Consider the following 24,764-nt stretch of genomic DNA (forward strand, 5'->3'; position numbering starts at 1 on the left):
ATAAAGTGTTATAAGTTTATTAACTTTATCAACTATGATTATGTGATTAAACGATATTAGGAAATAATATATAATATAAATGTTAGCAAGGGAATGATTTACAATGAAAAAGATATTAGCAGTTACTGGAATCAGATCTGAATATTTTATCTTGCAACCAGTTTTAGAAGAATTCTCCATAAGAAAGAATGTTTGTTTAAAAGTGGTTGTGACGGGAGCGCATTTATCTCCTATGCATGGGTATACATACAAGATGATAGAAGATGATGGGTATGAGATAATTAAGTTAGAAAGTCTTTTGTCTTCTGATTTTTTATCAGGAAGGTGTAAATCTGTTGGTATTCAAATTATGGGACTTACAGATATTGTAATTAGAGAAAAGCCAGATTGGCTTTTAGTTTTGGGAGATAGGGAAGAGAGTATTGCAACAGCTATTGTGGGAACTTATTTAAATGTACCAGTGGCACATATTTGTGGAGGAGATAGGGTAGTTGGAAATATAGATGATTCTGTAAGACATGCAGTAACTAAATTAGCACATTTACATTTTCCTGCTACATTAGAAAATGGGGAAAGAATTTTAAAGATGGGTGAAGAACCATGGAGAGTTCATGTAGTAGGAAATCCTGCACTGGATTCTATAAGAAAACAACCTGATCTGTCGTTTGATTATATAAATGAAAAATTAGGGACAAATTTGAATGAAAATACTCCATTTATATTATTAATTCAACATCCATTAAGTTCTGAGGTTGATCAGGCGGGAGAACAGATGAGAATAACTTTAGAAGCGATTAGCGAATTGGGCTATTATACAGTAGTAATATATCCTAATTCAGATGCAGGTTCATATGAAATGATAAAAGTTATAAATGAATTTGAAAGAAGATATGAATTTATAAAAGCTTTCAAAACTTTGCCACGGGATATATTTGTTAATTTGCAAAGAAAAACTTCTGTCTTGGTAGGTAATTCAAGTTCGGGAATCTTGGAAGCACCTTTTTTGAAGATACCAGTTGTTAATATTGGCAATAGACAAAAACAAAGACAACATTCCGAGAATATAATTTTTGTGCCTCATGATAAAGAGAAGATAAAGGAAGCTATAAATAAGGCAATAAATGATAAAGAGTTTATCAACATATGCAAGAATTGTTCTAATCCATATGGTGACGGATACAGTTCTAAAAGAATAGTAGATATAATATTAAATACACCTGTAGATTCAAAATTATTGAACAAGCAAATTGTTTACTAATAAAGATAAATTTAAGGGGTGATAATAATGAAAGTTTTAGTTGTATCTGTTCATCCTGACGATGAAACATTGGGATGTGGAGGCACATTATTAAAACATAGAAAACAAGGAGATCAGTTATTTTGGATGATAATAACAAAACCAGACGAATCCACAGGTTTCTGTAAAGAGTTTATTAAAGAAAGAAAAAATCAAATTAAGGCAGTTTCCAACATTTATGGATTTGAAGCGGTGCATGAACTTGAATTCAATACTACAAAGTTACATGCAATTGATTTTAGTACTTTAATGAAATCTATATCACAAGTTATAAACGAGGTAAAACCTGAGATTATTTATATGAACAATAGGTCGGATATACATACTGACCACCAGGTTGCTGCAAAAGCTTTGATAAGTTGTACCAAAAGTTTTAGGTATCCATTTATAAAGAAAATACTCATGTATGAATGTATTTCTGAAACCGAAATAGCACCTAGTTTTCCAGAAAATATTTTTATACCTAATGTATTTAGTGATATAACCGACTTTATTGAACAGAAAATAGAAATTATGAAGTTATATCGTTCAGAAATTCAAGAAACACCTTTGCCTAGAAGCATAGAAAATATAAGGGCGTTAGCAAGATATAGAGGAGCTTCATGTGGTGTTGACTATGCTGAAGCATTTATGCTTGTAAGAGAAAGATTTTAAAATGGAAGCTGAAATAGTATTGATTAAAAAATAATAGAATAATGTATTTATCAAGATTACCAGAATTTAGTTATACGGAATAGTAAAAAAGTTGGTGATAAAGTTGAAAAGTATTGTTTTGGTTGGTGGGGGAGGACATGCTAAAGTAATTATTGATATAATACGGAGTAGAGCAGAATTTAATGTGATAGGAATAATCGACAATGATTTAAAAAAAAGACCGATATATGATATTCCTATAATTGGGACTGATGAGATATTAGAAGAAATTTTTAGAAAGAAAATAGCTACAAATGCTTTTGTAAGTTTTGACGGCATAAAACGGATTGAAAAAAGAGGTAAAATGTTTTTTTATCTAAAAAAAATAGGGTATGAAATTCCTATCTTGGTTCATGAAAAGGCAATTGTTTCAGATTATGCAGAAATTGGTGAAGGAACATGTGTTATGGCTGGTTCCATAATTAATGCAGGGAGTGTTATAAAAGAGAATTGTATTATCAATACAGGAGCAATTATAGAACATGATTGTTATATTGGATTTAATAGTCATATAGCTCCAAATGCCTCATTAGCTGGCGGTGTAATTATAGGAGACCACACACATATTGGGGTGGGTAGTGTAGTAATTGAGAATGTAAAAATAGGAAGCAATGTAATAGTGGGGGCTGGAGCTGTGGTAACTAAGGATGTTCCTGATAATGTAATTGTGGCAGGTATACCTGCAAAAATAATTAGAGAAAATTGTTAAGAAAGTGAGAAAGGATGAGATAGAGAAGTGAATTTAAGTAATAAGAAAGTTCTTGTTACAGGAGCAGCTGGTTTTATTGGAAGTCATTTAGTAGAAGAATTAGTAAGATTAGGCGCGAATGTTTCGGCTTTTGTTCATTACAACTCGTTAAATAGATGGGGTTGGATTGAGACTTTAGATAGGGAGATTATAAGAGAGATAGAAATTTATGTAGGAGATATTAGAGATTATGATTCTGTGAAAAAAGCAGTGAAGGGGAAAGACGTAGTTTTTCACTTAGCTGCTTTGATTTCCATACCTTATTCTTATCAAACTCCTATGGCTTTTTACAAAACAAATGTGGAAGGAACTTTAAATGTTTTAGAAGCGTGTATGGAGAATACTGTTCAAAAACTTATTCACACTTCAACTAGTGAGGTATATGGAACAGCTTTGTATGTTCCAATAGACGAAAATCATCCTCTACAGGCACAGTCTCCTTATTCGGCTTCAAAGATTGCAGCTGATAAAGCAGTAGAAAGTTTTGTTAACTCGTATGATCTAAATGCTACCATTGTTCGTCCATTTAATACTTATGGACCAAGGCAATCTGCAAGAGCTATTATTCCTACGGTTATAACTCAGATTTTAGGTGGAGTGAAGAATATAAGAGTAGGTAATATCCAAACCATAAGGGATTTTAATTATGTAAAGGACACGGTAAGGGGTTTTATAAAAGCAGCAGAGTATGACGGGGGCAAAGGTGAAGTGTATAATATCGGCTCTGGTAAAGAGATTAGCATAAAAAATCTAATTCACTTGATTAGTGAAGTAATTGGTGTTGAAGTTGAAGTGGTAGTTGATGAAAAACGGATTAGACCAGATAAAAGTGAGGTAATGAGACTGTGCTGCGATAATAGTAAGGCTAAAAGCAAGTTAGGATGGTATCCACAGTACGATTTAAAAGATGGTTTGATTGAGACTGTAAATTGGTTTAGGGACAATTATAATTTGTATAAATGGGAAATATATAATTTTTGAGAGGGTAAGATAAAAATGATTCCATTGTGCGAACCTGCAATAGCTGGAAATGAAATAAAGTATATTTCAGAATGTATAGAAAAAAGATGGATATCTACATATGGAGAATTCATTAAAAGATTTGAGGATAAGTTTAAAGAATTTTTAGGAGTAAAGCATGCGATTGCAGTAAGCAGTGGTACTGCAGCATTGCATTTAGCATTGAGAGCTTTAAACATAAGAGAAGAAGATGAGGTCATAATACCGTCACTTACATTCATAGCTACTGCTAATGCAGTGAAGTATGTTGGAGCTGAGCCTGTTTTTGTTGATGTAAGAAAGGATACTTTTGTTTTAGATGTAGAGAAAGTAGAAGAGATGATAACTCCTAAAACCAAAGCTATAATTCCTGTTCATTTATACGGTTATGCAGCTGATATGGAGAAATTAAAAAAAATTGCTGAGAAGTATAATTTGTTTATTATAGAGGATGCAACTGAGGCTTTAGGGTCAAAGTTTAAAGGGAGATATGTAGGGACATTCGGAGAATTTGGTTGTTTTAGTTTTAATGGTAATAAGCTCATTACAACAGGGAATGGAGGAATGATTGTTACTAACCGAGACGATTTGGCTGAATATGTTAGGTATCTTTCTTCCCAAGCAAAGACAATGTTAAGTAATAATGGATTTGTTCACAATGAAATAGGTTACAATTATAGACTGCCTAATTTGCTTGCAGCTTTTGGTTTAGCCCAGTTAGAAAAAATAGAAGAATTTTTAAGAGCTAAAAGAAGGAATGCAGAGATATACAATTTATACTTGAAAGATATAAAAGGAATTATAACTCCGTTTGATACTGAAGAAGTGGAAAATTCTTATTGGCTTTATTCTATTGTTGTTACAGAAAATTTTGGTATTACAAGAGATGAACTAATAGATGAACTCAAAAAACATGAAATTGAAAGCAGGCCGTTTTTTCAGCCTATTCATCTGATGAGAAACTTCAGAAATTGTAAAAAAAGCGAGATGGGTAATACGGAATATTTAGCTTCACATGGCGTTAATTTGCCCAGTTCAGTTAGTTTGGAAGAAAAAGAAATAGAACTTATTTGCAGGATTATAAAAAGATATGCTTGAAATTAAGTAAAACAGGAGAGAAGTCCAACTATGAAGAGAAATATTTTTGCAAGGAATTTGGAGGTTATTAAAAGACGTTTTAAGTATATTTATGAGAAGTTGGATAAGTTAAATACAGCAAACAGGATAAAGGAAAATATTGAAGTAAGAAGTGAAGTTGCAAAAGATAGCAATATAATTCTAAAGGTTAATATGGGTTCAAAAGAGTATTATTTGAGTAGCAAGTATAAGCCAGTAGAAGAGGCAAAAAAATTGGTTAATGCACAAGATTTAAGAAGAGAAGGAATTAATATTCTTTTCGGAATAGGGAATATTTATTTGGTAAGAGAGTTATTAAATTATATATATGAAGATGGAAGATTGATAATAATTGAGCCTTATTTAGATATTTTTATCAAGATAATTGAATTAATAGATATTACAGATATTCTTGAAGACGAAAGAGTTATAATTTGGATTTTTGATGAAGATGCAGAAACATTAGAGAATATGTTAGATATATATTTAGATTGGACAAAAACGGAAAAGACCAAATTCATTTTATCCCCAAATTATGATAAATTTTCAAAAGAAGAATCAACAATTGTTTTAAAAATCATAAGAGATTTATTAGTAGATAATAAATTGACTGTAAACACAATATTATATTTTGACAAGATGTGGCAAGAAAATATTCTGAAAAACTTGCGATATTTATTAGAGAGTTCATGGATAAATAATTTTAAAGATTCTTTTATTTCATTACCAGCAGTAATAGTTTCAGCTGGGCCATCTTTAAATAAGAACATACATCTTTTGAAACAAATCAATGACAAAGCCATAATCTTAACAGGGGGAAGAACTTTAAAAATACTTATAGAACACGGTGTCAAACCTGATTTTGTAGTTACTATTGATGGCAGTGAGAAGAATTATAAACTGTTTGAGAATGTTGATTATTCAGATATTCCACTACTCTATAGCCCACGGACCCACTATCGTATTTTGGAACAGCATAAAGGAAAATTTAAAATAATGATTAATAGTGATCATTTTACATATAACTTGTTTATGAAGTATGGTATAGACACTGGATTTGTAGGAGGAGGAGGTTCAGTTTCCTGTTTTGCATTTGATATAGCTACTAGAATTTTTAATTGTTCTCCTATAATTTTTGTAGGTCAAGATTTGGCATATACTAATGGGTTAATTCATGCCATTGGAGCACATGATAGATTAAATGAAATAAGAATAGAAGGTAATCCCAACTTATTATATGTGGATGGAATTATGGGAGATAAAGTAGTAACTGATTATTCATTATATAATTTTTTAAGATGGTTTGAAAGAAGAATAATCTATGATAACAGTGGCAGACTGTACATAAATGCAACAGAAGGCGGAGCTAACATTAAAGGGACAATTCCAATGAAATTGAGCGAAGTAATAGATTCCTATTTTGCTCAAGCTACTTCAATTGAAGGAAAGAAAAAAGAAGAGCTAGAGAAGAGGTTTAAAGTAGTGGACAACCATACAAGAATTGGAATTATAAAAGAATTGGAGAATATTAGCAAAGATTTAAGTGAAATATTGGAAAAAGTTAATGAAGCATTGGAATTAAACAAGAGACTATTGATGGGATATGATAAGTCTATATTGGAAAAATTAGAAAGTATAGATAATTTTTTAAATGATAAATTTAAAGCAGGAAGTCTAGTGGATGATCTTTTACTTACAATTAGCTATGAGGTTTTAAATCATGAAATAAATTATGAGATACCAGAAAAAGCTAATGTTGATGTTGTTGAGAAAGGTGAGAAATTGTACAAAGGAATTAAGAAAGCTATTGAGTATTCCCTGCCTATTTTACAGGAGAGTCTAAAAGAAATAAAAAATAAACCTTGTTATTAAAAAGGAGAATGACAAGTTGGAGGAAATATTCAAAAAGAATGTACAAATTCTTAGAGAACGGTTTAACATAATATTTAAGATGAACCAAGGGTATTTGAAAGAGAAAACGTTAAATTTGATGCGTGAATTAACTGAATATGAAAAGAATGTAGATAGCATCGAAATAAATCAATTGAAATCGAACGATATCATTGTTTTTATTGGTTTTGGTACTGGAAATTTTATTAGGAGAATTTTAAAATCATTATCAGAAGATAGTATTTTAATTATAATTGAACCTTCATATGAGTTATTAAATGAAGTTTTTTGTAGTGAAAGTTTTGAAGATATTTTAACAGATGATAGAGTATTTCTTATTATTGACAATGGAAGTGAAAAGTTAATAAATATAATCGAAGAGGTTATACCTTGGGAATTAAGTTTAAGATTGAAAAATCTTGTTCATCCATTTTATAAAGAATGTTTTGGCGCATATATAGAAAGAATAAAAAATAGGTTGGATGAGTTTAGAATTATAAAAGAAACAGAAATTAAAACTATCTTTTATTCATCACATGTCATAAAGAAAAATATGCTTGCTAACCTTATATTTATTCCAGAAAGTAGCTTAGGGAATAAATTGGAAAATTATTTTAAAGACATACCTGCTATTATTATAGGTGCTGGTCCTTCACTTGACAATAATATTAATGAATTGAAAAAAGCAAAAGGTAAAGCTATTTTAATTGCTGTCGGCAGAGTATTAAAGAGATTATTGCAAGTGGGTGTTATACCTGATTTTGTAGTTTCGGTGGATTATAGTGAAAAAAATTATAATTTTTTTAAGGGAATTAATTACTCAAATATTATGTTAGTTTATGGAATGGGGATAAATTTTAACATATTAAAAAATCATAATGGTAAAAAAATATTGATGCTAACAACTGCTGATTCGTGTGTGAACAAATTGCTTGCTGAAATGGGTTATGAATACAAACTCTTTAAAGGTGGAGGTTCTGTTTCTTGTTTTGCCTATGAATTTGCAAGGGTTATAGGTGCTAATCCTATAATCTTGGTTGGTCAGGACTTTGCTTTTACAGACAATAAGGTATATTCTAATATTTCTTTGCATGAAGGCGAAAAGAATGAAATAAGAGAAGATGAGCTTTTATGGGTAGAGAGCAACGATGGGAGAAAAGTCGCGACAAACAAAATATATTTTGGCTTTTTAAAATGGTTTGAAAATGAAATCGAAAAAGACCAAGAAAAAATAAGGGTTATTAATGTTTCAGAAAGAGGGGCTAAAATAGAAGGAACAATAGTAATGAGACTAGGTACAGTAATAGAGGAGTATTGTTATAAAACGATTAACATTGAAAAATATATGAATACTATATCACATGAATATCTCATTAATAAAGAAATTTACATTAAATTGTTAAATGAAGTTAAAAATCAATTGTCGGAGTTAAAGTTAATTGGGGAAATTGGTATTAGTATATGTAATCAGTTTTTTGAAAAGGTTATTCGAGAAGAAAAATTTCATATGGCTAATTATTTTTCTGATTTATTAACTGATATTGAGAATGAGTTATTGGAAAAAGAGTTGGCGTATACATTAGTTGAAGAGTTGATGATAAAGGAAAACTATATTATAAACAATATGGATGACAGCTTTTTAGAACCAAAAGAATTTCTAAAGAGTTTTTATTTAAAAAATAAGATATTGTATGAAAGCATAATTAAATATTCTCAGTATGCAGGTGATTTGATACACGGTTTAGTTGACATAAAATAACTTGTAGGCTTAAAAATGAATTGTTTTTTTTAATTTACTAGACAGTAATTTCATTTGAGTTGAGTCTATATAATTATGTAAAAAGGGATTGAGCTACTCCCGCACCCTCTGGTTAAAATAGAAATTAAAAAGGACCAAAAATCAAATCTAACAGGAAAAATGGGGAGTTGCTCAATACCAACTAAATTCTGAAATTTTGCATTACCCTTTTGAAACAAGAACAAAAGACGAAAAATTAGGCAAGTTTTTAGAATTAATACTTAATCAAATTTTAGCATTTCTTGCTACTGAACAAATTAAGGCTGAATCTTACGAGAGGACATAGGAAAGACAAGATTATCGTAACGGTTATTATTTCTGTGAATTTAATTACCAGGGTAGGAACTTTGATTTGAAAGTACCGAGACTTCGTAATGGTAAATTTGACTTGCGACCTTTTTGAACGTTATCAGCGAAGTGAACAAGTGCTTTTATTAGCTATTTAGAGAGATGGTGGTAAATGGAGTATCCACACAAAAGATTGAAGAAATTACTTATGAGTTATGTGAGACTGAGTTTTTAAAATCCACCATTTTAGGGTCTTGCAAAATTTACAACATGTAATTATTTTGTGAAATTAAAAGTTTCCAGAAGAAAAAGTTTCTTTTTGCTATATTTGATGCAATGATTTAAAAATAAACGAAGAAGGTGGCGTTCATTAGTAAAATTTATTGAATTGATGTAAGTAGTATAAACGAAAAAGGTTACAGGGAAAGGTGAATAATAGGTATGGAAGATAGTAACACAATGCTGGAAGTTATTTTTAATCTCTTTACAGATCACCCTAAATTGTTAAAAATATATTTAGATAAAGCGATTGACACACTTCTTGAACGGGATTTATATTTATTGAAAAAAGGATTACACGAAAGAGCAATTTCACATCGTCTTGCTGTATACATTGAGTGGTTGTTTGGTCAGTGGTTCGACGTAGATTGTGAATATAACGGTGACGAAGAACATGAAAGTGGACGGAAAATAATTGAAAATATTTGTATCAAATACAGTGGGAATAACAGTAAAAAGTTCAATTGTAATAATTGCCGCAATGAAGTAAGTGTATATCCAGATATAATTGTTCACAAGAGAAGAGTGAATAAATTTAATTTGTTTATAATTGAAGTAAAAAAAGTGAATTTATCGCATGTTCTAGAGATTGAAAAGGATATATATAAGTTAAAACAGTATACTAAATCAACCATAAATAATAAAAATAAATTTTGCTACAAATATGGAGTTTTTATAGGCTTTTATATTGGTGATAAAGCTAAAGAAAAATCTTTGATAAAGTGGTTTAAAAATGGTGAAGAATTAACAATAGATTAAGTTTTTGTTTAAATTTTACCATATATTGGTAGATTTATTAACCAAAAGCTTTTAAACTTTTTTTGCAAAGATTTTACAGGGACTTTGCATAAAATAGAATGCAGATAATAGTCAAATTCTCCAAAACTATGAAAAAAGCATAAAAATACTATTTTGTGCCGTTTTTCAATGAACATCAGTATATATTTGAAAACTATGCAGTAAATCATGTATTTAAAAACCTCTTTCCATTTGACTGTGATACACCCTTTGAAAGCTACATGTTCCTTTGTACTCATTTGGCAACAGTTAAACTTCTTCTTGTTGGGCTTTGCAGCTATTATGACTCTGATTTCACAGAAGATGTTGTAGTAAAATTTATTCAATCATTTTCAAAAACCATTGAACACAAGACTGTATACCTAGCAAACCTGCTTAAAATCCTAAGAAAAACTACATCGACATCGTGGTGTATATTGCATTTTGATAAAGGAGATAAAGAGCGTTTGGGAGGAAAATAAAAGTGGATGAGATTGTTAAAGAAATATCTGCCAAAGAATTTTATGAAATTTTTAAAAGGTTTAAGTATTTCAATAATATTTTTATAGGCTTAGAAGTTAAGAATAAAAACTTTGGATGTGGGAAAATACAATCATTTAAAGAGAATGCGGGCGACTTCTTGATAACTGTGAAATTTGTGAACGATGGGGTTTTTAATTTCAGCATGAAAAGTTTTGAGATATATTTTCAATCAGTTAAGCTCCCCAGTAAGAAATTAAAAATAATTAACAAGTGGATGCAAAAAAAGTACTCGATCATTTTTTCAAGGAAGTTATTTATTTCAAAAAGATTTAAGAGAAGATATTTTTATCCGAAGAAAAAAGGCTATAAACCAGCATATTTTATGTTTAAAACCTTTATTGAGCAGCTAAGGCAGAAATACAAAAACTTCGGAATTTATCATTATACTGATTTTACTAACTTAGAATCTATTTTTAAAGAGGGTTTCTTGTATAGCAGAGTGGATTGTGTAAAGAAAGGATTACAATTTACAGATGGAGCAGATCATGATGTATTAAGTATTGCACCTGATGATGTAAAAAACAAGGTTAGATTTTATTTTAGACCTAATACACCGACTCTTTTTGAAAATGAGGGTATAAAACTTCCAGCTTACATTGGTAAAGCTCATATGCCTATTCCTGTGTGTTTGTTATTTGATGATGAATTGATTTTACTTGACACCACAGAATTTTCAAATGGTAACGCAACAAGTATTAAGTACACCCAGATTGGTTCTACATATGCTTTTTTTAAATCAATGGAATGGGATTTGATATTTCATGAAAGATATATTGAACCTTTTGAAAGGAATAAAATAGTCAACAGGAGGAATTCTGAATTATTAAGTACTAAACCTGTATCATTGAAATATTTGAAGAAAGTGATTTTTCGAACTAAAGCAGATTTTAAAAGAGCATGTAATTTGTTTGGTATGAATAAAAAGTTTTGTGTAGACATAAATTATTTTTCGGACAAAAGTAGGAATTATTATTCAGAAGAAAAAATGGTAAATTTTATTTTAGATTACAACATTGATGTTTATTTTAATAAACAAAGGAGAATTAGTTCAATAAAATTGGAACTATATTCCTGGAGACATCATGAAGATTATAAAATTGAGGTAAGGTTTCTCGATAAGAGAGGATATGTTCTCCCTTTTGACAATTTTAGAATTGAAAAATCAACCAATATTTCAATTACTGATGGAATGTTTTTATACGTGGATTTGTACAATATAAAAGGAGATTTTTCTTATGTGGAAAAAGTAGAAGTATTGATGAACAACATTGTTTGTGTAGAGGAGTTTTTAGATAGATTTAAAATAAAAGATGTCAAAATTAATTTAAATTCATGTATGAAGGGTGTTGATGTTCTATTCGAGATAATGATTGTGGATGTAAGTCTTTTGTTTAGTAAACACAGCGCTTGGCTGTATACTTCAAATGACGAAAGGAAATATCCTGATTTAGAAGAGAGTAAAATTATTTCTTTTGAAAAAATATTATTGAAGCAAACATATTATAATATTCAAAAAGAAGATGTTGAAGTAATAAACTATATGGTAGATAATAAAATTATGAAAAGTATAATTGTTAGAAAAGGAGAATAATACTATGAGTTTGAAATCAATGGAAAGAATAGAGAATATTATATTATTTCCTGGTACTGTTTTCAACGCAAATACTGATGCAATGGTAAATACAGTCAATTGCATGGGTGTTATGGGAGCAGGTATAGCCTTAGAATTCAAGTTGAGATATCCAGAGATGTACGAAGATTACGTTGTTAGGTGCAAAAATAATAGGGTCAAAATTGGTGAACCATATTTGTATATTGCAAAAGATGGAACTAAAATTGTTAATTTTCCAACAAAATATCACTGGAGATATCCTTCAAAAATCGAGTGGATTAAGATGGGACTTGAGTATTTTGTTCAGCATTACAAAGAGTGGAATATAAAATCTATAGCATTTCCCAAACTGGGAACAAATGCAGGGAAGTTGCCTTGGTCGCAAGTCAAAGCAGTTATGGTTGAATACCTCAAAAAGGTCGATATTCCTGTTTATATTTGTCTTGACGAATTGGAAGAAGCTGAAGGTATTGAGAAGGAGATGGTAAGGATATTAAATGAACAAGGCGACAGATTTTTAGCTGAGATAAAATTGAGGCATGACCTTCGAGATGCTATTTTAAAACAGATACCAATAAAAAGGTTAAAACTTTTACAAAGTGAAAAGAAAATAAGTAATAAAACGTATGAAAAATTATTTATTGAGCTTTATAACAAGGCAAAAAAATCACAGTCTAATCACTATGAGAATTTATCATTTTTTGACAGATAGGACAACTTTGAATTTTTAAAATATTTAGGCACAGTTAGGAGGCGCTTTTGTGAAGCCAATATATTCCATTGGCTATTCATCAACAAGATTTGTTGATTTTTTAGACATACTTAAAAGTTTCAAAATTTCAGTACTTGTAGATGTAAGAACAAACCCTTTTTCAAGATTCGTTCCAGAGTATAGGAAAGAAAATTTAGAAAAAGCTTTAAAACAGGCTAATATTGGCTACTTATTTCTTGGGAATCTCCTTGGCGGAAAGCCAGAAAACCCTTCTTATTATACTCCCGAGGGTTATTGGAACTACAATATAATAATCCAGTCAATGGAGTTTAAAGAAGGTATAGAAACTTTACTTGATCTTGCGGAAAGAGAAACAATAGCTTTGATGTGTAGTGAATTTGATCCTGCACAATGTCACAGAGCACTTATAATTGGACGATATTTATTGAGTTATCACAACATAGCTATCAATCATTTGATGGGGAAATGGGTACAAGTAGATCAGCGTGCATTAGAAGAGAGTCTTATTTTTAGGTATTTTCCTCAAACAACTGGTCAACATTCATTTTTTAGCAATGAAGAACTTATCAATGAAGTATATGAGTTGCAGATGAAGAAAGTATTTAAGGTTAAGACTAAATAGAGGCTGTTTTAAAGAAAATATATTTTCTGCTTATTATATTTCCGAGGTGCTTTAATTTAGCAATTAATAATACAATTTTATTAAAGTTACAGCCAGAAAATCTATTAAATTACTCAAATATAAAAGAATGAGGTAGTTTAGACGTTATTTTCTGGGGTATAATACATATATATATAAGTTTTATATTCCACTAAGTATAGGTTTTAAAAATTATTATTAAGGCTGAAAAATATTTAATTATGCACTTTTCGATAATATTAATAGGCGACTATTGACTAACGCTTTTGTTATGCATATAATTAAATAGCAATAAGTTTTCCTAATTAGTGTGAAAGCAGAGCAGGTGATTATAATGAAAAATTGTGTTAGTATTGAATATATCAAGAATAAAATGGAAATCTTGTTTGAAAGTATTGATAAAAAATATTTAAAATTGGTTTCTTTTTTGGCTTTATATCTCAAGTCACTTTTATTTATTTTTGAAAATTCGGAAATTGACATTAGAGAAAAAGAAATGTTTGATGAGTGGTTTGAAGAAAAAGGAAAGCAATATTTAAATGATTTAATTGAAGTTGTTAAGAGATATGGAAAGTATGTAGAAAATTTTGATGCTATTATTGATTATTACATGTTCTATTTAGAAGATGCAATGGAAAATAACGATTCATATGAAATAATTGATTGGTTATATGAAATTTTTAAGAGTGTAAAAAATAGGCTATTGGAAAGAGTTAATGTTGGTAAGGACTTAGATTTGAATGAAGTTACAAAGTTAGAATTTACTTTTCAAGAAAAATTGGATAATATAAATGAAAATGTATTTGAAACCTGCGAAATAAACGCAGGTTTTTATTTATATTAAAGTGTTCAAAAAATTATTAAGGAGTGCTTGATTGAAAATGCTTAAATGGGAAGATATTGTTTATCATCCTATCCAATTAATTAGTACAGAATTAGTAGAAATGAATGTAAGGAGAACTGAAAGTTTTGCTAATGTTAAATTAGGGGAGATACCATTTCATTTGGAAGTGAAAAGTTGGGGTAAGGTTATCAGCGAAAATGAAGGATATATGTATGTTGATATGAAGTTAGAAGGGAATTATGAGGATTCTAAAATCTTTGAAATTAAATTAATCTATAGGGGAAAATGTCTCAATAATAACAGGGTATTTACAAATGAAGACTTTCAGAAATTTTTGGAAATTCAAAGTGTAAGATTTTTGTGACCTTACTTAAGGGAGATAGTCTCTTACGCAATGAGAAACATGGGACTGACATTTCAACCTAATATGAACCAAAGAGTGCAAAAAAAGCATTCATTAAATTTTTCCCTTTTCCCAACCGATAATATATAGAGAAACACCAAAAAGAGAGGGAAACGATAATGGTTGTTGATGGCATTGGAGTCAAAACCATTGATATATCGAATGCAGTATCAAGAATTCAAGAAAGCAGAACAAGACCTGAAAATGTAGAGGTTAGTTGGCAAGACGAAAAGGGTATAAATAAAGAAGGAGTTAATGATAAATTTACAGAGAAGGATGACAAGAAGGAACTTGATGAAGATACACTCATAAAGATGATAAACCAGGCAAACAAAGCATTTGAAGCAAAATACACAAGACTTGAGTTTTCTATTCACAAAGAGACACATGAGATTGTTGTAAAGGTGTATGACAAAGAAACAAATGAGCTTATAAGAGAAATACCACCAGAGAAGATTTTAGATATAATTGCAAAGCTGTGGGAGCTTGCAGGCATTTTTGTGGATGAGAGAAGATAGGTGGTGATAAAAGATGAATGTTAATTCAACAAGCTCTACAAGTTACACAAATCCCTACGATGCATACAAATATTACACAAGAATTGGTGGGCTTGCAAGCGGACTTGACACAGATTCAATTATTCAAGGTTTAATGAGTGTTGAAAAGACAAAGTATAATAAACTCTATCAACAAAAGCAGCTTCTTGAATGGCAAAGACAGGATTATATGGATATGGCAAGTGCCATATCAAGCTTTAAAGATTATGTGTTCAACCTCAAACTTTCCAGTAACTTTGTAAAATATAAAACTGCTGGTGAAGCAGTAGATGCAGGGTATGTATCTGTTACAGGAACAGCCAATACTTTTGAAGGAAATTATCAAATAAAGGTTGAGCAGCTTGCAACCCAAGCGAATGCTGTTGTAAATGATCTGACAGTGATCACAAGAGATGCTCAAAACAACGTGAAGCTTCAGATTGATTTGACAGTTGATGGTTCAACTGTTACAAAGACAGTAGAGCTTACTTGGAATCCAGGGGATTCTGTAGCAACTTTTGGTGCTAATTTAGCGAAGGCAATAAATTCAGCGTTCAGTACTGATGGTAGCTTAAAAGCCTATTATGACTCAACTTTAAATAAGCTTGTGATAACTTCTCAAAAAACTGGCAGCAGTGTTAGCTTTACTGTAAAAGATTTAAATAACAATAATACTGTAATAGCAAGTGGGACTGGTACAGATGCAAAAGCTTATATCAAGGATAGTTTTGGCAATGAGTCACAAGTACCTTCTTCAGCTACAAATACAATTAATGTATATGGTATGAGTATTACTCTGAATAAAACGACTTATAATGCTCAAACAAACACATATGATTATAAATCATTTTCCATCTCAAAAGATGTTGATGCTATTGTAAACAACATCAAAGAGCTTATAAACAAATACAATGAACTTGTTAGCAAGATATACAGCAAAATCACAGAAAAGAGAAACAGAGATTATCTGCCGCTGACAGAAGAACAAAAGTCTCAAATGAAAGATACTGACATTCAAAAATGGGAAGAAGCTGCTAAAAAAGGGCTTTTATATGGTGACTCAATTTTATCAGGTTTTTTGAACAATTTGCGTTATTACCTATACAAAGCAGTTCCAGGGCTTCCTTCTAATTTAGATACAATTTCAGAAGCGGGTATAGAAACGTATAGCTACTTTGAAAGCAAAGAAGGAAAGATTTATATAAAAGATGAAAGCAAGTTAAGACAGGCAATTTCAAATAATTTTGATGCATTTGTAAAGCTTTTTACATCAAGTGGTAGCGATACAAACACCATTGAAGATGATGGAATTTTACAGCGTTTTTACAATATTGCTAATGATACTCTCAAAAAGATTTATGACAAAGCAGGCAAACCATATTTTACAAGTTCTTATGATCCCAACAGTTCGATAGGAAAACAGCTGAGGAGTATTATAGACCAGATGAATGCAGAACAGGAAAGACTTCAGAAAATTGAAGATAGGTATTATCGTCAGTTTACCCAGCTTGAGAGATTGATTGCGCAGATGAACACCCAAAGTTCATGGCTTTCCCAGCAGTTTAGCGCAAAATAATTGAAAGGGTGCAATAGTAGAAAATTTGTTTGTTGAGGAGGTCAAAACAGTTGAAATTAGTAGTAAAAAATGATATAATTTTAGTCGGATGACAATGAATGTTATTAACTATAAAGAATGTTAAAGAGCTACGTGCTATAAGAGGTGTTAAAGACATGCTAACCATCCAGGCTAAGCTGATTTTTGACAGCAGCGAGGATAAGCAGAAAGTATTAAACCTTATGAGAAAATGGTCGGCTTGTATGAGATATGCATACAAAAGGCTTTTAGAAGGACATAAGAGAAATGAACTCAAAAGACAGCTTCAGGGGATTTTCAACCTGAACTCCCGATACGTTGATGATGCGATAATGAAGTCGCAAAGTGTTAAAAAATCTTGCGAACAGAAGGGAGAAAATCCCAAAAAGGTAATCTTTGGTGGAAGAACGCTGTTTGAAAAGCTTCAAAAGAGGCATATAAACGGCAGGGCGTACAGGAAACTTCAGCTTGAGTGGCAGGAGAAGAGGAAAGGGAATCTGTACTCAAGGGGAGACAGGAGCAAGAAAGGGAATCTCAACACAAGGATTGAGATAGACGGAAACAGCACAAAACTCAGAATAAACGTAGATGAAAGGGAGTATGTATATGCAATTATACGGCCTGGATGGGAAGTGAAAGGTGGAACGTACACAGACAGGAATCAACTTCTGCAGGCGATTGCCACCTCAGGAGAGCCCTATTCTGTTGAATTGAAGCTCAAAAACAGCAAGATATATGCTTATTTTACCGTTGAAGAGGTTTTCCCGAAAGTCAAGATAACAAGAGCAAACGGAGTTATAGGGATAGATACGAACGCATATCCCAAACACCTGGCATGGGTAGAAACAGACAGCAGTGGACAATTTCTGAGCTACGGTGAGATACCAATGCCGGAGCTTGAGAGCGGAAACTTTGACAAGAGGGAGTATTACAGGTGGCAGTACGCTCACATGATAGTAGCAATGGCAAAGGAGAAACAAAAAGCCATAGTAATCGAGAATTTGGACATAAAGGACAGGGGCAGGAGAGGAGACTTTTCAGGTAGAAAATCAAGACGTATAAGGCACTATTTTGGGTACAGGTCACTTTTAGAGAAGGTAAAACTTTTGGCAAAGCGGGAAGGAATAGAGGTTATAGAAGCAGACCCGGCTTATACTTCGATAATAGGTATGCTGAAGTACGCGCCGCAGTTCATGGTAAGCAAGGATGTAGCGGCAGCGTATGTGATAGCAAGAAGAGGTCTTGGATTAAAAGAAAGGATACCGCACAACTACATGGAGCACCTCAGTAGTCTTGATGTAAACAGTTTGGAAGAACTGAAGGAACACGTGAAAAAGACGGTCAAGAACCCGAACGTTAGTAAAAGACAGCTCAGGGAGATAGACTGGGCGATAAAGATTTTACAAAGCTCTGGGAGTGAGCCAGGGAGGCTATCCGAGTCTCTGGATGGAACAAGCGAGGATAGTCACAGGAAATTATCCTGTAATCTCTGGCGAGTTCTCAGGGTAGCGGTGGTAACTCCACTCTCTCCTGAGAGGGTTTTAAGAGACCTCTCTGTCCTGAAACTGCTTCTGGTTTCAGGACAAGTGGGGAGACCCGGCTAAAAAGGGCGTAAGTTCCTGTTTCTTGGGACAGGGGCTATGGCTTTCCCAAATACCGCCTGCTGGGGCTGGGAAAGTTTGAATGGCGGACTACAAATACCCCAGCTATCTAAACTGTACACTTTTGTACAGTTTAGATAACCAGGAAGATTTTATGGACGCAGCTGCAAGATATCAAGAAGAAGTAATAATGACAAAGCCACCAGAGGAACTCACTTTGATGCTTTATGATGGATGCATAAGATTTATAAAACTTGCAATGCAGGCAATTGATGAAAAAAAGCTTGACAAAGCAAATGAGAATATTATCAAGGCAGAGAATATCATCACAGAGCTCATGTCAACACTTGATATGAGCTATGAAATATCTAAAAATTTAATGAGCCTTTATGATTTTGTTTACCGATGGCTCATTCAAGCAAATCTCAAAAAAGACAAAAAGTATTTGGAAGAGGCACTTGAGATTGTGCAGGATTTGCGAAACACCTGGGCAGAGGCAATAAAGATTGCAAGACAGCAGAAGAATAAATAAAAAGGGCTGGGGTTTATGTATAATAAGCTTGTAAGTCTTCTCGAAGAAAAGGAAAAGCTTGTGGATAGGTTTTTGACTCTTACCACTTTGCAACAGGAGTATATTTTAAATGACAACTTTGATGAACTTTCTAAGATTGTTGATGAAAAAGGGGATTTGATTGAGAGAATAAATAGAATAGACAGCGAATTTTTAGAGGAGTTTGAACGCATCAAAAAACAAAAAGGAATAAAAAGTTTTGATGAGATAACAGATATTGACAAAGAAACGGGTATTTTGCTCAAAAGCCTCACATCATCTATTTTGCAAAAACTGCAGGTTATAAAGGACATAGACGAAAAGAATAATATTCTAATTCGAGCAAAATTTTATGAGATAAAAAAGACTATAAAAAGCATGCGGTACAAAAAAGAGGCGTTGAAAGACTATTCCCAGTACAAACAGACCCAGTTTCCATCCGGGTTTGACAGGAAAGAATAAGAGGGGCTTAAAAAGCCCCTTCTTTGTTTGTCTTTTGCCTAAATTCATTTTCAATCTTTTCAAAAAGCCATGTAGGCTCCTCCACCTCAGGGCAAGTTTCATACAGAACAAGTGGGTCTAAGTCAAGGCAGGTTGTCTCATCGTAGTTTCCACTTACATCCCACGCAAGTGTTCCATTTAGAACAGTGCATCTTTCCATAAAGAATTTTTTATCTTTGAGTCTTTGAAATTCACCCTTTTCAAGCAGGGTAGAAGCATCAAAAAGTTTTATGCTGCCATCATCAAAGTATATATACACCTTGTAATCCTCGGTAGGAATAACCTGCACAACCTCAGGGTAATATTCCATCATATATTAATCACCCCAAAGAACTTAAACTAAAGGATTAATTCTCATTAGAGGAGGGTTATGGTCGTCAAAATACATTGTAATCCTTATGCCATAGAAGATACAAATTTCTATCAATTTTCCAAATCCCACCTCAATGCCCAATGATAGCTCTTCTAAAAAAATTATAAATTAAATTTTGCTTAAAATCACACTTATAAAGTTAAATCAAAATTAGCTTTCAATCTTTATTTTCCTCACAAAATACAAATTCCCCAACGCAAAAGCTGCTGCTAAGACAAATACGTACTCATACCCAAGTTTGTTCCACAGAAAACCAGATAGCATTGGAAGGCTCATTGAAACTGCATGGTCCATGCTTGTGCCTGTTGAAAGAGTAGGAGTCAGATCATCAGGATGTTTTATTATCTTCTTTATGTATGTTGACCTTGCCATTGATGTTGCAAACATCAAGTTGTCAATGATGTAACACCCATAGGCAATGGCAAGCGCAAGCCATTTTATCTTTATATTCTCAGTTGCAGCATATCCAAGACATATAAGAAAAATTACTACCGCATCAAATGTGAGTATCTTCTTTTCGCCAAGCTTGTCAATGAGCCTGCCGATTATGTTTCTAAAACCAATTCCCAAAAATGAACAGATGATTCCCACAAGTGCAAAATTCGCAACAGGCTGTTTGAAGATCTTAATCAAAACCCAGGGTGCAAAGGTGATAAATATTTGCTTTCTTGCGCCAAAGAAGATTGAAAGCACATAGTAAAGCCAGTAATCCTTTTTTATTACAAACTTAAATCCCTTGTGCTGTGTCTTTTTTGGAAGTTTTATTGGCACAAGAAACAGGGCTGCAAAAAGATACATCACAGCAGCAACAACATACGCAGTTTGAAAAGAAAAATTTAAAAACTTAAAACCCACCATTACTATGAAATATCCAATTATAGATGCCGCTGTTGCAACAGAACCAATGAGTCCTAAAGTTTTACCATACTCATCCTCTTTTGAAAGCTCCATTCCAATACTTGAGGTCAGAACCATATTAAGATGTGTGCCTGTATTGTATATGGCTGTCCAAACAATCAAAAGTAGAAAGCTTGGGGCAAGAAATCCAAGACCAATTAAAGAAAATGAGCATAAAAAAGTAGCAATAATGCTTACCCTCAGATCGCCAAGAAAGTATAAAAAACCAATAAGAAAGATAATTAAAAAACCAGGGGTTTCGCGCGGAAACTCCAGAACTCCTCTTGCCATGGGGGATATCTTGTATGTTGCAGCAATGTAGTTGTTAAATATTGTGTCGTTTATCCCACCGCCAATTCCCATAAAAGCATTTGCCAAAATAAACAAGGAAATACTTGAAAGAAGAACTTTTAAACCCTGCTTTGAACTGAGCTGTGGCACAATTTTTCATCCCTTCCTATAAAATTTAAGAAATATTTATTTATTCAAGCTCAATATCAAATATAGGTGTATAGACTCTTTTTCTATCTATCTCCTCGCTCAAAAAAAGAATGACCTTTTCAACAGGAATTTCATCAAAAGAAAAGCTTTCAACATACTTTTGAAAACTCTCAAAAGGTTCATTTAATACAACATCCTGGGCAATTGTTATATGGGGTGTGTACTCTCTTTTTTCTCTTTCAAATCCAAGCTCTGCCATTGCATCCTCAACAAGAGAAAAAAGGGTATTAAGTTTTTCAAGATTGCCATCTGGTTTTAGATACACAACTCTCAAGTTTCCATGCCCTTTAAAATATCCGCACGATGAGATTTTCAATGAAAAACGGGAAAAATCTTTTAGAATCTTTTCAAGCGCCTGTCTGATTTTTTCCACCTTTTCATATTCAATCTCACCCAAGAATTTGAGGGTTAAATGAAAGTTGTCAATGTACTTCCATCTGCCTTTTTTGCTGATTGACTTTAAAAAGCTTTGCACTTCAACAATCTGCTCTTTTAAGCTTTTTGGAAAGTCAATACCAATGAATGTTCGCATTCTATCTTCATTCCTTTCAATACTGAATTTTTAGAAAAATCTTTGAACGGTAACATTTTATTTGGTAGAATAAATATAAACAGCTCATATCTTAAATTTTATCAGGGGGAAGGGCATTATGGAAGTACTTTATAACGTAAAACTTTTATATCCAACAGACATCCCTGTATCACCAGGTGTCATAAACGTTGAAATTTACAAACCACAACAAGGCAAACTTCCAATATACATCAAAAGCCTTGATGAAAACGACCCGAAGAAGTTTATATCAAATATTGCTTCCATCATACAAGAAGAGCTTCTAAACAGAATAAATATTGATATTGTAACCCAAACCCAGCTTTACGTGGTTGACGAGAATTCAAAGTATAAAATCATTTTTAACAATAGCTTGAAAGATTTTACCATAGAAAAGGAGTAGAAAGTGGAAAATGCGAGACTTTGGAAATGTAAAAAAGGTTGTTGTAAAGGTTGGAACAAGCACTGTAACATATCCCACAGGTAAGCTAAATCTTTCGCGCTTAGAAAAACTTGCAAGAGTTCTTTCTGACATAAAAAATGAAGGAAGGGACGTTGTGCTTGTCACATCTGGTGCTGTTGCATCAGGTTTGGGCAGGCTTGGGCTTACCAAAAATCACAAAACAACTCAAGAAAAACAGGCGCTCGCGGCAATTGGCCAGGGAATTTTAATGCAGATTTACGAAAAGCTTTTTGGTGAATACGGAGTTGTGGTTGCCCAGGTGCTTCTTACCAAGGATGTTGTCGATGAAGAGAAGAAGATGCTGAATGTTAAGAACACATTTGAATACCTGTTTAAATATGGTGCAATTCCAATTGTGAACGAAAACGACGTTGTTGCGATTGAAGAGCTTGAGTTTGGCGACAACGATACTCTGTCTGCTTATGTTGCGACAATAATTGATGCTGACCTTTTGATAATTCTTTCTGACATAGACGGGCTTTACTCATGTGACCCCAGACTTGATAAAAATGCACAGCTTATAAAAGAGGTTTTTGAGATTGACTCATATATAGAAAGTATTGCAGGTGGTGCAGGTACTGTCAACTCAACAGGCGGTATGCAGACCAAAATAGAAGCTGCTAAGATTGCAATGCAACATGGGATTCCTATGGTCATTGCAAACGGTGAAAATCCGTCAATTGTAAAAGAGATTTTAGAGGGCAAGGAGATAGGAACTTTGTTTGTTAGTAAAAACACCGTTTCAAGATAAATGCAAAGGGGGCGGAAATAAAGATGAGCGATTTGATTGAAAAAGCAAAAAAGGTTAAAGAAGCGTCAAAAAAGCTCATGAACCTTTCTGAAAATGAAAAGAATAGGGCACTTTCATGCATATCTCAAAAGATATTAGAGAAGATGGATTTTATTTTGCAAGAAAACCAAAAAGATATGGAAAATGCTGTTTCTAAAGGCATCAAAGGAGCACTTTTGGACAGGTTAAAACTCACAGAAGATAGGATAAAGCAAATTTGCAAGGGAATTGAGGATGTTATAAAACTTCCTGACCCGGTTGGCGAAGTTATTTCTATGTGGAAGCGTCCCAACGGGCTTGTGATTGGTCAAAAGAGAGTGCCGATTGGTGCAATAGGAATAATCTATGAGGCAAGACCAAATGTTACTGTTGATGCAGCCATTTTGTGTTTAAAAGCTGGAAACAGTGTTCTTTTGCGAGGCGGGTCTGAAGCGATAAACTCAAATATTGCATTTGTAAAGGTAATGAAAGAAGGTTTACTTGAAGCTGGGATTGAGGAAGGTAGTATAGAGATTGTTGAGGACACATCACGTGAGACTGCTGTTGCCATGATGAAATTGAATGAGTATTTGGACCTTTTGATTCCACGCGGTGGTGCAAACCTTATAAAAACTGTTGTGCAGAACGCAACAGTTCCTGTGATAGAGACTGGTGTTGGAAACTGTCACGTTTTTGTTGATGAAAGCGCTGATTTTGAGATGGCAAAAAGAATTGTGATAAATGCAAAGACTCAAAGACCGGGTGTTTGCAATGCTGCTGAAAAGCTTCTTGTACACAAAAACATTGCAGAGCAGTTCTTGCCGATGATTATAAAAGAGTTGATGGAAAGAAACGTTGAGATAAGAGGATGCCCCACAGCAGTTGAGATTTGCAGTAAAAATGGAATTGAGATAAAAGAAGCCACTGAAGATGACTGGTATACAGAGTATTTAGATTTGATAATGGGTGTTAAGGTAGTTAGCAGCATTGATGATGCAATTGAACATATTAACAAATATGGCTCAAAACATTCAGAAGCTATTGTAACTAAGGACTACTTCAACGCTCAAAAGTTCTTGGACTATGTAGATGCTGCGGCCGTGTATGTGAACGCATCAACAAGGTTCACAGACGGCTTTGAATTTGGGTTTGGAGCAGAGATTGGAATCTCAACTCAAAAACTTCATGCAAGAGGTCCTATGGGGTTAAAAGAGCTCACAACAATAAAATATATCATCTATGGCAGCGGACAAATAAGAAAATAAATGTTTAGAGGTGTTTATTATATGGAACAAAAAACAAGATTTAAAGACATTCATTTGCGTCAAGATTTAGAACAAATTACCCAGGAGCTGAAGAAAATTTATGGTGATAAGCTAATAAAAGTGATTTTGTTTGGTTCATACGCTACAGGAAAGTACGATTTAGAGTCTGATGTTGATATAGCAGTTTTAGTAGATTTAGATGAGGATCAATTAAAAAAGTATGAAGATAGCTTAGATGCCATTGCAACCGAGTTTGGATATAAGACTTTAAAAGTATTTTCGATTATAGATTTTCCCTTTAGAAGATTTGAAAAACTAAAAGAGATATTGCCATTTTATAAAAGTATTGAGGAGAAAGGGATAGTATTATATGGATGACACAAAGATAAAAACTAAGGACGACTATGTTGTTGTCCTTTTTTCTTTATGAAAGAAAGTCTTATGTGCTATAATAAAACAAAAGAAGCACTTTTGCTGCGATTTAAAAACTGAACAAGAAGGGGT

General features: G+C 32.7%; 26 protein-coding genes and 1 pseudogene. 24 read left to right on the top strand and 3 right to left on the bottom strand.

Annotated elements, in window-relative coordinates:
• Window positions 1-103: 103 nt before the first annotated feature.
• The 20 genes and pseudogenes from neuC to OTK01_RS05490 all read left to right on the top strand — a co-directional run bounded on the left by neuC (window position 104) and on the right by OTK01_RS05490 (window position 19,403).
• On the top strand, window positions 104-1,258 hold the full coding sequence (gene neuC / locus OTK01_RS05400) for a UDP-N-acetylglucosamine 2-epimerase (RefSeq protein ID WP_029228676.1): 1,155 nt from the start codon (window positions 104-106) through the stop codon (window positions 1,256-1,258).
• Between the two features lie 27 nt (window positions 1,259-1,285).
• The gene (locus tag OTK01_RS05405; protein WP_029228677.1) at window positions 1,286-1,951 is read left to right on the top strand and encodes a PIG-L deacetylase family protein; all 666 of its coding nucleotides are present in this window, start codon (window positions 1,286-1,288) and stop codon (window positions 1,949-1,951) included.
• A gap of 103 nt (window positions 1,952-2,054) precedes the next feature.
• Window positions 2,055-2,699 carry an acetyltransferase gene (locus tag OTK01_RS05410; protein WP_029228678.1) on the top strand — a complete coding sequence of 215 codons (645 nt, stop codon included), beginning with the start codon at window positions 2,055-2,057 and terminating at the stop codon, window positions 2,697-2,699.
• 27 nt (window positions 2,700-2,726) lie between these two features.
• The gene (locus tag OTK01_RS05415) at window positions 2,727-3,719 is read left to right on the top strand and encodes an SDR family NAD(P)-dependent oxidoreductase (protein WP_029228679.1); all 993 of its coding nucleotides are present in this window, start codon (window positions 2,727-2,729) and stop codon (window positions 3,717-3,719) included.
• 15 nt (window positions 3,720-3,734) lie between these two features.
• Window positions 3,735-4,835 carry a LegC family aminotransferase gene (locus tag OTK01_RS05420; RefSeq protein WP_029228680.1) on the top strand — a complete coding sequence of 367 codons (1,101 nt, stop codon included), beginning with the start codon at window positions 3,735-3,737 and terminating at the stop codon, window positions 4,833-4,835.
• Window positions 4,836-4,865: 30 nt separating this feature from the next.
• Window positions 4,866-6,725, top strand: a complete 1,860-nt coding sequence (locus OTK01_RS05425; protein WP_029228681.1) for a motility associated factor glycosyltransferase family protein — start codon at window positions 4,866-4,868, stop codon at window positions 6,723-6,725.
• A 16-nt stretch (window positions 6,726-6,741) separates the two neighbouring features.
• Window positions 6,742-8,502, top strand: a complete 1,761-nt coding sequence (locus OTK01_RS05430) for a motility associated factor glycosyltransferase family protein (RefSeq protein WP_029228682.1) — start codon at window positions 6,742-6,744, stop codon at window positions 8,500-8,502.
• Between the two features lie 193 nt (window positions 8,503-8,695).
• Window positions 8,696-9,090 (top strand): annotated as a pseudogene (locus OTK01_RS13335) (transposase); the annotation flags it as partial.
• 180 nt (window positions 9,091-9,270) lie between these two features.
• Window positions 9,271-9,867 (top strand): hypothetical protein, encoded by a 597-nt coding sequence (locus tag OTK01_RS05435; RefSeq protein WP_029228683.1) that lies wholly within the window; start codon window positions 9,271-9,273, stop codon window positions 9,865-9,867.
• Between the two features lie 155 nt (window positions 9,868-10,022).
• The gene (locus OTK01_RS05440) at window positions 10,023-10,367 is read left to right on the top strand and encodes a hypothetical protein (RefSeq protein ID WP_029228684.1); all 345 of its coding nucleotides are present in this window, start codon (window positions 10,023-10,025) and stop codon (window positions 10,365-10,367) included.
• Window positions 10,368-10,369: 2 nt separating this feature from the next.
• Complete coding sequence (locus OTK01_RS05445; protein WP_029228685.1) at window positions 10,370-12,019, top strand: DarT ssDNA thymidine ADP-ribosyltransferase family protein; 1,650 nt, start codon at window positions 10,370-10,372, stop codon at window positions 12,017-12,019.
• A 4-nt stretch (window positions 12,020-12,023) separates the two neighbouring features.
• Window positions 12,024-12,752 (top strand): macro domain-containing protein, encoded by a 729-nt coding sequence (locus OTK01_RS05450; RefSeq protein ID WP_051129957.1) that lies wholly within the window; start codon window positions 12,024-12,026, stop codon window positions 12,750-12,752.
• A gap of 49 nt (window positions 12,753-12,801) precedes the next feature.
• Window positions 12,802-13,395: a DUF488 domain-containing protein gene (locus OTK01_RS05455; RefSeq protein ID WP_029228687.1), complete on the top strand. Its 594-nt coding sequence runs from the start codon at window positions 12,802-12,804 to the stop codon at window positions 13,393-13,395.
• A 352-nt stretch (window positions 13,396-13,747) separates the two neighbouring features.
• A complete protein-coding gene (locus OTK01_RS05460) occupies window positions 13,748-14,257 on the top strand; it encodes a hypothetical protein (protein ID WP_029228688.1) in 510 nt (169 codons plus the stop codon).
• Between the two features lie 31 nt (window positions 14,258-14,288).
• Window positions 14,289-14,621 (top strand): hypothetical protein, encoded by a 333-nt coding sequence (locus tag OTK01_RS05465; protein ID WP_156844450.1) that lies wholly within the window; start codon window positions 14,289-14,291, stop codon window positions 14,619-14,621.
• A gap of 158 nt (window positions 14,622-14,779) precedes the next feature.
• The gene (locus OTK01_RS05470) at window positions 14,780-15,178 is read left to right on the top strand and encodes a flagellar protein FlaG (RefSeq protein WP_029228689.1); all 399 of its coding nucleotides are present in this window, start codon (window positions 14,780-14,782) and stop codon (window positions 15,176-15,178) included.
• Window positions 15,179-15,191: 13 nt separating this feature from the next.
• A complete protein-coding gene (fliD, locus tag OTK01_RS05475) occupies window positions 15,192-16,772 on the top strand; it encodes a flagellar filament capping protein FliD (protein WP_029228690.1) in 1,581 nt (526 codons plus the stop codon).
• A 155-nt stretch (window positions 16,773-16,927) separates the two neighbouring features.
• Window positions 16,928-18,394, top strand: coding sequence for an IS200/IS605 family accessory protein TnpB-related protein (locus tag OTK01_RS05480; protein WP_035168465.1), 1,467 nt, complete (start codon window positions 16,928-16,930; stop codon window positions 18,392-18,394).
• Between the two features lie 151 nt (window positions 18,395-18,545).
• On the top strand, window positions 18,546-18,923 hold the full coding sequence (fliS, locus tag OTK01_RS05485) for a flagellar export chaperone FliS (protein WP_029228691.1): 378 nt from the start codon (window positions 18,546-18,548) through the stop codon (window positions 18,921-18,923).
• Window positions 18,924-18,938: 15 nt separating this feature from the next.
• Window positions 18,939-19,403 (top strand): flagellar protein FlgN, encoded by a 465-nt coding sequence (locus OTK01_RS05490; RefSeq protein WP_029228692.1) that lies wholly within the window; start codon window positions 18,939-18,941, stop codon window positions 19,401-19,403.
• A gap of 7 nt (window positions 19,404-19,410) precedes the next feature.
• Here OTK01_RS05490 and OTK01_RS05495 read toward each other — a convergent pair whose 3' ends face one another.
• From OTK01_RS05495 to thpR, 3 genes are all read right to left on the bottom strand, one after another.
• Entirely contained in the window at window positions 19,411-19,752 is a 342-nt protein-coding gene (locus OTK01_RS05495; RefSeq protein ID WP_013432913.1) for a DUF2442 domain-containing protein, read from the bottom strand.
• 213 nt (window positions 19,753-19,965) lie between these two features.
• Complete coding sequence (locus tag OTK01_RS05500; RefSeq protein WP_029228693.1) at window positions 19,966-21,153, bottom strand: MFS transporter; 1,188 nt, start codon at window positions 21,151-21,153, stop codon at window positions 19,966-19,968.
• 40 nt (window positions 21,154-21,193) lie between these two features.
• Window positions 21,194-21,745, bottom strand: coding sequence for an RNA 2',3'-cyclic phosphodiesterase (gene thpR / locus OTK01_RS05505; protein WP_029228694.1), 552 nt, complete (start codon window positions 21,743-21,745; stop codon window positions 21,194-21,196).
• A 118-nt stretch (window positions 21,746-21,863) separates the two neighbouring features.
• On the opposite strand from thpR, the gene OTK01_RS05510 reads away from it, so the two are divergent.
• The 4 genes from OTK01_RS05510 to OTK01_RS05525 are packed head-to-tail and all read left to right on the top strand — an operon-like array spanning window position 21,864 to window position 24,638.
• The gene (locus OTK01_RS05510; protein WP_013432910.1) at window positions 21,864-22,166 is read left to right on the top strand and encodes a hypothetical protein; all 303 of its coding nucleotides are present in this window, start codon (window positions 21,864-21,866) and stop codon (window positions 22,164-22,166) included.
• A gap of 10 nt (window positions 22,167-22,176) precedes the next feature.
• Window positions 22,177-22,977 carry a glutamate 5-kinase gene (gene proB / locus OTK01_RS05515; RefSeq protein WP_029228695.1) on the top strand — a complete coding sequence of 267 codons (801 nt, stop codon included), beginning with the start codon at window positions 22,177-22,179 and terminating at the stop codon, window positions 22,975-22,977.
• A gap of 23 nt (window positions 22,978-23,000) precedes the next feature.
• Window positions 23,001-24,260, top strand: coding sequence for a glutamate-5-semialdehyde dehydrogenase (locus OTK01_RS05520; RefSeq protein ID WP_029228696.1), 1,260 nt, complete (start codon window positions 23,001-23,003; stop codon window positions 24,258-24,260).
• Window positions 24,261-24,281: 21 nt separating this feature from the next.
• Window positions 24,282-24,638, top strand: coding sequence for a nucleotidyltransferase domain-containing protein (locus OTK01_RS05525; protein WP_013432907.1), 357 nt, complete (start codon window positions 24,282-24,284; stop codon window positions 24,636-24,638).
• Window positions 24,639-24,764: the final 126 nt, after the last annotated feature.

Source organism: Caldicellulosiruptor acetigenus (assembly GCF_026914305.1).
In the GTDB taxonomy this organism is placed as follows: Bacteria; Bacillota; Thermoanaerobacteria; order Caldicellulosiruptorales; family Caldicellulosiruptoraceae; genus Caldicellulosiruptor; species Caldicellulosiruptor acetigenus.

Excerpts from the sequence above, each read along its gene's own strand:
- proB (WP_029228695.1), top strand. The coding sequence starts at position 22,177 with ATGCGAGACTTTGGAAATGTAAAAAAGGTTGTTGTAAAGGTTGGAACA.
- OTK01_RS05495 (WP_013432913.1), bottom strand. The coding sequence starts at position 19,752 with ATGGAATATTACCCTGAGGTTGTGCAGGTTATTCCTACCGAGGATTAC.
- OTK01_RS05490 (WP_029228692.1), top strand. The coding sequence starts at position 18,939 with ATGTATAATAAGCTTGTAAGTCTTCTCGAAGAAAAGGAAAAGCTTGTG.
- OTK01_RS05435 (WP_029228683.1), top strand. The coding sequence starts at position 9,271 with ATGGAAGATAGTAACACAATGCTGGAAGTTATTTTTAATCTCTTTACA.
- OTK01_RS05405 (WP_029228677.1), top strand. The coding sequence starts at position 1,286 with ATGAAAGTTTTAGTTGTATCTGTTCATCCTGACGATGAAACATTGGGA.
- OTK01_RS05510 (WP_013432910.1), top strand. The coding sequence starts at position 21,864 with ATGGAAGTACTTTATAACGTAAAACTTTTATATCCAACAGACATCCCT.
- fliS (WP_029228691.1), top strand. The coding sequence starts at position 18,546 with ATGGACGCAGCTGCAAGATATCAAGAAGAAGTAATAATGACAAAGCCA.
- OTK01_RS05525 (WP_013432907.1), top strand. The coding sequence starts at position 24,282 with ATGGAACAAAAAACAAGATTTAAAGACATTCATTTGCGTCAAGATTTA.
- OTK01_RS05520 (WP_029228696.1), top strand. The coding sequence starts at position 23,001 with ATGAGCGATTTGATTGAAAAAGCAAAAAAGGTTAAAGAAGCGTCAAAA.
- OTK01_RS05425 (WP_029228681.1), top strand. The coding sequence starts at position 4,866 with ATGAAGAGAAATATTTTTGCAAGGAATTTGGAGGTTATTAAAAGACGT.
- OTK01_RS05470 (WP_029228689.1), top strand. The coding sequence starts at position 14,780 with ATGGTTGTTGATGGCATTGGAGTCAAAACCATTGATATATCGAATGCA.
- OTK01_RS05460 (WP_029228688.1), top strand. The coding sequence starts at position 13,748 with ATGAAAAATTGTGTTAGTATTGAATATATCAAGAATAAAATGGAAATC.
- OTK01_RS05420 (WP_029228680.1), top strand. The coding sequence starts at position 3,735 with ATGATTCCATTGTGCGAACCTGCAATAGCTGGAAATGAAATAAAGTAT.
- fliD (WP_029228690.1), top strand. The coding sequence starts at position 15,192 with ATGAATGTTAATTCAACAAGCTCTACAAGTTACACAAATCCCTACGAT.
- neuC (WP_029228676.1), top strand. The coding sequence starts at position 104 with ATGAAAAAGATATTAGCAGTTACTGGAATCAGATCTGAATATTTTATC.
- thpR (WP_029228694.1), bottom strand. The coding sequence starts at position 21,745 with ATGCGAACATTCATTGGTATTGACTTTCCAAAAAGCTTAAAAGAGCAG.
- OTK01_RS05480 (WP_035168465.1), top strand. The coding sequence starts at position 16,928 with ATGCTAACCATCCAGGCTAAGCTGATTTTTGACAGCAGCGAGGATAAG.
- OTK01_RS05450 (WP_051129957.1), top strand. The coding sequence starts at position 12,024 with ATGAGTTTGAAATCAATGGAAAGAATAGAGAATATTATATTATTTCCT.